This is a genomic window from Candidatus Accumulibacter vicinus (assembly GCF_000584955.1).
Classification (GTDB): Bacteria; Pseudomonadota; Gammaproteobacteria; order Burkholderiales; family Rhodocyclaceae; genus Accumulibacter; species Accumulibacter vicinus.
In genome coordinates, this window is sequence record NZ_JDSS02000027.1 from 83,436 (window position 1) to 91,105 (window position 7,670).

The 7,670-nt window shown below is 61.5% G+C and carries 5 protein-coding genes and 1 pseudogene; 1 reads left to right on the forward strand and 5 read right to left on the reverse strand.

Going from position 1 to position 7,670, the window contains the following annotated elements; translation table 11 throughout:
• From CAPSK01_RS12870 to CAPSK01_RS12885, 4 genes and pseudogenes are all read right to left on the reverse strand, one after another.
• Positions 1–125 (reverse strand): annotated as a pseudogene (locus CAPSK01_RS12870) (DNA-binding response regulator); the annotation flags it as partial.
• Positions 122–2,113, reverse strand: a complete 1,992-nt coding sequence (locus CAPSK01_RS12875; protein WP_273703637.1) for an ATP-binding protein — start codon at positions 2,111–2,113, stop codon at positions 122–124. The pseudogene CAPSK01_RS12870 and the gene CAPSK01_RS12875, both read right to left, overlap by 4 nt.
• A 90-nt stretch (positions 2,114–2,203) precedes the next feature.
• Entirely contained in the window at positions 2,204–3,001 is a 798-nt protein-coding gene (locus CAPSK01_RS12880) for a M90 family metallopeptidase (RefSeq protein ID WP_034927222.1), read from the reverse strand.
• On the reverse strand, positions 2,998–3,903 hold the full coding sequence (locus CAPSK01_RS12885) for a DMT family transporter (protein ID WP_034927224.1): 906 nt from the start codon (positions 3,901–3,903) through the stop codon (positions 2,998–3,000). The genes CAPSK01_RS12880 and CAPSK01_RS12885 overlap by 4 nt, the downstream gene beginning before the upstream one ends.
• A gap of 66 nt (positions 3,904–3,969) precedes the next feature.
• Between CAPSK01_RS12885 and CAPSK01_RS12890 the strand changes: the two genes are divergently transcribed.
• Complete coding sequence (locus CAPSK01_RS12890; RefSeq protein WP_034927226.1) at positions 3,970–6,192, forward strand: bifunctional (p)ppGpp synthetase/guanosine-3',5'-bis(diphosphate) 3'-pyrophosphohydrolase; 2,223 nt, start codon at positions 3,970–3,972, stop codon at positions 6,190–6,192.
• A 40-nt stretch (positions 6,193–6,232) separates the two neighbouring features.
• On the opposite strand, the gene ppk1 is transcribed toward CAPSK01_RS12890, so the two are convergent.
• Positions 6,233–7,670, reverse strand: a 1,438-nt coding sequence (gene ppk1, locus CAPSK01_RS22930; RefSeq protein WP_273703638.1) for a polyphosphate kinase 1, incomplete at its 5' end; no start/stop codon positions are given.

Genomic DNA, 7,670 nt, shown 5'->3' on the forward strand with positions numbered 1-7,670 from the left:
CAGACGGCCAGGAAATCCTCGGCCGAGGGGTAGCTGAGGCAGGCGACACCGCGTGATTCAAGCAACCAACTGAGTGAATCGCGGATGGCCTCGTCGTCGTCGACGAGATAAGCGTGTGGGTTCATTGCCGGCCGATCGGAAGCGTCATGACAAAGATCGAACCGCCCTCGGGATTGCTCTCGACCCAGAGGCGGCCGTGGTGAAATTCGATGATCGAACGACAGATGTTCAGTCCCATGCCCATGCCGTCGGCCTTGGTCGAGAACAGGGGGGTGAACAGTTTTTCTTCGATTTCCGGCGGGATGCCGGGGCCATGATCGATCACCCGGATTTCCATCTGATTCTCCCGTTGGCTGAGCTTGACCGTCAGGCGCCGTCGATCGGCCGAGGCTTCGGCCATGGCTTCGATGCCGTTACGCATCAGGTTGAGCAGAACCTGTTCGATCATCACCTGATCAGCCAGCAGTTCCGGACGCATCCCCTGGATCTCGCGGACGATGCGCACGCCACGGCTCTTGGCGGCCCCTTCAATGAACCCGATACTGTCATCGATCGCCTCTGCGAGATCGCAGGGAGCGAGTTTGGGCTCGCTCTTGCGCACGAAGTCGTGCACGCGGCGGATGATGTGGCCCGCCCGCTGCGCCTGCACCGCCAGTTTGCCGAGCGCTTCCTTGAGCTGCGTAGTAGTGAAATTGCCGGATTCGAGCTTGTTCAGGCAGCCCGTGTTGTAGCTGGTGATCGCCGCCAGCGGCTGATTGAGCTCGTGCGCCAGTGTCGACGCCATCTCGCCCATGGTCACCAGACGCGCGGTGACCTGCAGCTTTTCCTGCTGCTGGCGGGCAAGTTCCTCGGCGTGCTTGCGCTCGGTCACGTCGATGATTGATCCCATCCAGCCGGTCTGTCGGCCATCCGCGTCGATCAGCGGTGCTTCGTAGATGAGGGCGTCGAAGCGGCTGCCGTTCTTGTGCATGAGACGAATCTCGAAGCCCTCGTGCGGCGCCTTGCCTTGCAGCACGCGCTTGTTGAGCAGCAGTGTCCGTTCCATTTCTTCGGGTGCCCAGTAGGGCATGGGCGGTTCCCGGCCGATCAGTTCTTCGGCGCTGAAGCCGACCATCTGCAGGAAGGCGGGATTGGCGTAGGTCACCCGGCCGTCGAGGTCGCGCGCGCGCATGCCAATCACCAACGAATCTTCCATCGCCTTGCGGAAAGCATACTCCGAGCGCAGCGCCTGTTCGGCGAACAGACGTCTCTGGATCAGTCCGCGTACCGCCCACAGGCTCCAGAAAACCGCAGCAGCGAGAATGATGATCAGCGTCGCAATCAGGGTTTGCGCCAGGTTGTCTGCGCCACGGTAAGCCGTGACCTGGAGCACCATGCCATAGCCGGGCGGGTCGAGGCTGACCGGGTAGCTGAGCGTCGTTGGTGAGGCGTCGATCTTTGACTTGCTGGCCAGCAAGCTGCCGTTGCCGTCAACGATCCGCACCTGGTATTTCTCGGCGAACCACCAGGGGACTTGCTGTTTGAGCAGGCCATTGAGCGAATAGACTCCGAGCAGGATGCCACGGTAGTGGCCGTCGTCGAAGATCGGCACATACACCTCGAACTGGCTGGTCTCGGTTGTCCGATAGGCATCGCTGTAGATTGGTTTGCCCAGGCGGGCCAGTTCGATCGATCGTTTGAGGGGGTCTTCGCCAGATGTTTCCTGTCCGGCCCGCGGCAGGCTCTGCGTCGGCATTCCGTGGAGGGTTCTGGCCCCCGCATCGAGCCACAGCAATTGCCGAAGCTCGGGGTTGTTCTTGAGAATGTGGCGGGCCCGCAGGTCGAAGGTTTCCCCCGGCTTTCTGACCCGTGCCAGGTCGAGCGCGAGTTGCTGCAGCTGCTCGGAATTGCCCTCGAGGTGAAAACGCACGCTTTGCTCAAGCCAGAGTACGTCGGCGATCAGGGTCGCGCGTTGGTCATCGATTTCGTTGCGGTGCAGCAGCCACAGCAGTGCGATCAGCAGTACCAGCAGCAGACCAACCGCTAGCTTGAGGATCGATAAATACCAGTTCGACCACTTCAGCGAAGTGGGGCGTCGGCGGTCATACTGATAAGGGAGGGCAAGCTCTTTCATGACGGCTAATCTTACACCGCCTGGCATCGTGTCTGGCGTCTGCTTCCCTGTCCGTCCCGCGGCGCGCTGAGCCGAGAAGCCATCCGCGTTTTACCCTCCGCACGGCTGCCGGCCAGCCGCTTTCCGGAAAGTTCGTGATGCCGGATCCTGCCGGTAGAAGCCGGCGAGTTGTGCGTAGAGCGCCGGATATTCGGTGCGCAGGAGGGTGGGCGTCTCAAAAAACGCTTCGCTCATGACCGCGAAGAACTCGCCCGGGTTCTCGCTGGCATAAGGGTCGAACAGCATTTCCTGCGCACTGTCTGCTGCGGCGTCGATGCGCGCGCAGAAATCGTCGTAAGCAGCGTCCAGCACCTGTTGCCAGTGGCTCGGCGATAGCTGCGCGGGTAGCGGCGGAATGCCGTTCGCCTGGCCGTTGAGCATGTCCAGTTTGTGCGCGAACTCGTGGATGACCACGTTATAGCCACTCCCCGCCATCTGCGCGTCGCGCCACGAAATCAGCAGCGGTCCGCCGTCCCAGGCCTCGCCCGAAGCCAGTTCCTGATACTCGTGGACAATGCCGAATTCGTCCTCGACGCTGCGCGGGATGATGAATTCGTCGGCGTAGACGATCACCCCGACCCAGCCGCGATAGTAGTCGAGGCCGAGTTCAAGGATCGGCAGGCAACCCTGCGCGGCAATCGAGATACAGATCGCATCGGACAGTTCGAGTTCGCCAACGGCAGTGAATTCCTTCTCGGCCAGGAAGCCCTCGGCCAGGCGGCGAAGCCGCAGTTGCTCGTCCTGGTTGAGCGCCTCGAGGAACGGCAGCGCTGAAATGACCGCATTCCAGAGGGCATCCGGTACCGGCGCCTGGCGATGCCGCAGCCAGCCGAGCAGTTTGTCGATCATGCGGTTTTTGCTTGCGGCAGGGCCGCCGTGGTCAGGTAAATGCCGGCGAAGATCAAGGTGATGCCGAGATAGTGATGGAGCTGCGGAATCTCGTCGAGAAAGATCGCCGAGAGAAGGGTGCCGAACACTGGCATCAGGTGAATGAACAGGCTGGCCTTGCTGGCTCCGACCTCGGCGACGGCGCGGTTGTAGAAAACATAGCCGAGGAAGCCGGGAAATATCCCGGTGTAAGCGATTCCCGCGAGCACGCCGGTCGAGACCCGGATCGTCTTGCCCTGCGCGATTTCCCAGGCGTAGCCGGGGGTCAGGACGAGCAGGCCGACGATCGTGAAGGCGGCGAGCAGTAGCATCGGGTTTACGCCGGCCGGCCGCCATTGCAGTCCAATGGTGTATAGGGCCCAGGTAAACACTGCCGCCAGCATCCACAGGTCGCCGACATTGAGACTCAGCCTGACCAGAGTCTCGACCTCGCCGCGGCAGACAATCGTTGTGACACCCAGGAAGGAGAGCAGAACACCGAGGCACTCGACGCTGCGCAGAGGCTTGTTCAGAAAGATCCACGCCAGAGTGATCGTGGCGATCGGAATGAAGGAGTTGAGCAGGACGGCGTTGGTTGCCGGTGTGTATTGCAGTCCGATGTAAGCCAGCGTGTTGTAGCCGCCGACACCGAGCAGGCCGAGGACGACGATGGCCTTCCAGCCGGATCGCAGCAGCGGCCACTGCGCGCGCAGGTGGGGCAGGGCCAGTGGCAACACCAGTGCCAGGGCGATTGCCCAGCGCCAGAAGGCGAGCGAGAGCGGCGGCACCTGGTCGCGAATGGCGCGTCCGATGACCATGTTGCCTGACCAGAACAGGGTGGTCAGCACGAGCAGCAGATAGGGGTGTTGCAGGTTGGCAGGCATCGACGGCAAGCGGGGGGTAAAAGCGCATTATGCATGAATGCCCGGACATGACCTTATAATGGGCTGATGGTTTCCGTCGTGCACTCGGTCGCCGCCCAGAGCGACCTCGAACAATCCCTGCTGATGCTGGGCGAAGGCCTTGCCGTGGCCGAGGTCGAACGGCTGCGACGGGCCGTCGACTTTGCCCGCTTGATCTATGGCCATCGCTTGCTCGGCAGTGCCGAGGATATCTGGGGGCATGCGCTGGGAATGGCGCTGATCGTTGCCGGTTTGAAGCTCGACGCGGATGCACGGCTGGCGGCGCTGCTTTTCGCGGTGCCGGCGCAGCTCGAACATGGCCTGCTCCAGATCGAGCGCGATTTTGGACCGGGCGTTGCGCAACTGGTCAGCGGGATTTCGCGCCTGAACCGCATGCGGCCGATCACGCGGGGCTTTGTCGCCCATTCCGTTGACAGCAGCGAAAAGAATCCGCAGGAAATGAAAGCGCAGATCGAGGTGCTGCGCAAGATGCTGCTGGCGATGGTCGAGGACATCCGCGTGGTCTTGCTGCGGCTGGCCTCGCGCACGCAGACGCTGCGTCATTTTGCCAGCGAGCCCGATGAGTTGCGCGTGCCGGTGGCGCGCGAGACACTGGCGCTCTATGCGCCGCTCGCCAATCGGCTTGGGGTCTGGGAACTGAAGTGGGAACTCGAGGACCGTTCCTTCCTCTTTCTGCATCCGGCAATCTACAAGGAGATTGCGCGGCACCTCGACGAGAAGCGAACCGAGCGCGAGAGGTTCATCAGCGAAGCCGTCGACCGCCTGCGGCATGAGCTGTTCAACGCTGGCGTCGGCAACGCCGAGATCTACGGCCGTCCCAAGCACATCTACAGCATCTGGAACAAGATGCGCAAGAAGGATGTCGGGTTTGCCGAGGTTTACGACGTGCGCGCGCTACGCGTCATCGTCGATGAAGTGAAGGACTGCTACACTACCCTGAGCATCGTTCATCATATCTGGTCTCCGATTGCCAAGGAGTTCGACGACTACATTGCGCATCCGAAAGGCAACGATTACCGATCGCTGCATACGGCAGTGCATTGTCCGGACGGGCGCGCGCTCGAGGTGCAGATTCGTACCCGCGAGATGCACAGCCACGCTGAACTGGGGGTTGCCGCGCATTGGCGCTACAAGGAAGGCGGCAGCACGCCGGAAGACCGTTACGACGAAAAGATCGCCTGGTTGCGGCAGCTCTTGACCTGGCGCGACGAAGTCGCCGATTCCTCGGATTGGGTCAGACACTACAAGCAGGCGACTTTTGACGAAACGGTTTATATTCTGACGCCGCAGGGCCGTGTCATCGATCTGCCACGTGGCTCGACACCGATCGATTTTGCCTACCGCGTGCACACCGACATCGGCCACCGTTGCCGTGGTGCCAAGGTGGACGGTGCGTTGGTACCGCTCAACACGATACTCTGCACCGGCCAGCGCGTCGAGATCCTTCTTGCCAAGCACGGCGGACCGTCGCGCGACTGGCTCAACCCCTCACTGGCGTATCTGTTTACGCATCGCTCGCGTCTCAAGGTCAGACAATGGTTCGCCAGCCTGGCGCTCGAGGATACCCTTGCCGAGGGGCGCGTGGTGGTTCTCCGCGAACTGCAGCGAATGGGGCAGACCAGCAGCAACCTCGACGATCTTGCGGTCAGGCTGGGCTTTGCTCGAAGCGACGATCTGTTCATCGCGGTCGCACGCGCCAAGCTGAACATGCGCCAGTTGCAGGTGGCGGTGCGCGGGGGTGAGACCCCGGTGGATGAGCGTGTGCTCACCGAGCTGCCGGTACGCCGGCAACGTGACAGCGATGTGGCTGAAAAGGGAATCCTGATTGTGGGCGTCGATCGCTTGCTGACGCAGCTCGCGGGTTGCTGCAAGCCGGCGCCGCCTGACCCCATCGTTGGCTTTGTCACCCGCGGCAGAGGGGTCTCGGTGCATCGTGCTGACTGCAGCAACTTTTCCAACATGCAGACCAGGCATCCCGAGCGGGTCATCGAAACGAGTTGGGGACGAGGCACCGAGAGCGTCTTTGCCGTCGATATCGTGATTGACGCCTACGACCGGCAGGGTCTGCTACGCGACGTCTCGGACGTTCTCGCGCGCGAAAAAATCAATGTCATCGCCGTCAACACGCAGTCCCGGCAGGGCAACGCGCATATGCTCTTTACTGTGGAAGTCGGCAGCATCCCGCAGCTCAATCGCACCCTGACCCTGCTGCACTCCGTGCAGGGTGTCGTCGGCGCACGCCGCGCCTGAAGTCTTCCAGGGCAGAGGGGACTGGTGTCCCCTGTCGATTTCAGGCCTGCAGCAATTCGATCAACTCGGCTTGCGACGAATGCGGGCTGGTCCGTGAGCCGCGCCGCTGGTGGTAAGTGCCATCGGGCCCGAGTTCCCAGGCCAGGGTGTTGTCGGTGAGATAGATCTGCAGGCCTTCGGCGATGACCCGACGCTTCAGTTTGCGGTCGAGCACCGGAAATGCCAGTTCGATACGCCGGAAGAAATTACGCTCCATCCAGTCGGCACTCGACAGATAGACCTTTTCCTCGCCACCGGCATAGAAATAGAACACCCGGTGATGTTCGAGTTGGCGGCCGATGATCGAGCGTACGCTGATGTTTTCCGACAAACCCTTGACGCCGGCGCGCAAGCCGCAGACACCGCGCACGATCAGGTCGATCTTGACACCGGCTTGCGAGGCTTCGTAGAGCGTGGCGATGGTTTCCGGTTCGAGCAGCGAGTTCATCTTGGCGATGATTCGTGAACGCTTGCCGGCGCGTGCTGCTTCGGCTTCGGCACGAATCGCGGTGACGACGTTCGGCTGCAGCGTGAACGGGGCTTGCCAAAGGTGCGTCAGGGTCTGCGCACGACCGAGGCCGGTGAGTTGCTTGAAGACTTCATTGGTATCGATACCGATCTCTTCGTTGCAGGTCAAGAGACCGAAATCGGAGTACAGGCGGGCGGTTTTGGGATGGTAGTTGCCGGTACCAAGATGCACATAGCGACGCAAGATGCTGTTGCCGGCCTTTCCTTCCTCACGACGGACGATCATCAGCATCTTGGCATGGGTCTTGTAACCGACCACTCCGTAGACGACATGCGCACCCACTTCCTCGAGCTTGGTCGCCCAGCCGATGTTGGCTTCCTCGTCAAAGCGCGCCATCAGTTCGACGACCACCGTGACTTCCTTGCCGTTCTGCGCCGCTCTCAGCAGCGACTGCATCAATACCGAGTCGGTGCCGGTGCGGTAGACGGTCATCTTGATCGCTACCACCAGGGGGTCGTTCGCAGACTGTTCGAGCAGTTCGATCACCGAATTGAAGCTTTGGTAGGGATGGTGGAGCAGGATGTCGCCGCCGCGGATGCTGTCGAAGACACTGTGGCACTTCTGCAGCGCCTTCGGGGTTCCCGGATTGAAGGGCTGAAACTTGAGATCGCTGCGCAGTACCCAGTCGGGTACCTGCATCAGGCGAACCAGATTGACCGGACCGGCGACGCGATAGAGATCGCTCTCGCTGAGGCTGAACTGTCCGAGCAGGAACTGGGTCATCGCTTCGGAGCAACTGTTGGCCACTTCGAGCCGGACGGCGTCGCCGAAATGGCGCTGTGGCAGCTCGCCCTGGATCTTGGCGCGCAGATTGGTGATCTCTTCCTCGTCGACGAAGAGGTTGCTGTTGCGCGTGACGCGAAACTGGTAGCAGCCGAGTACTTTCATTCCGGCGAACAACTCGTGCACG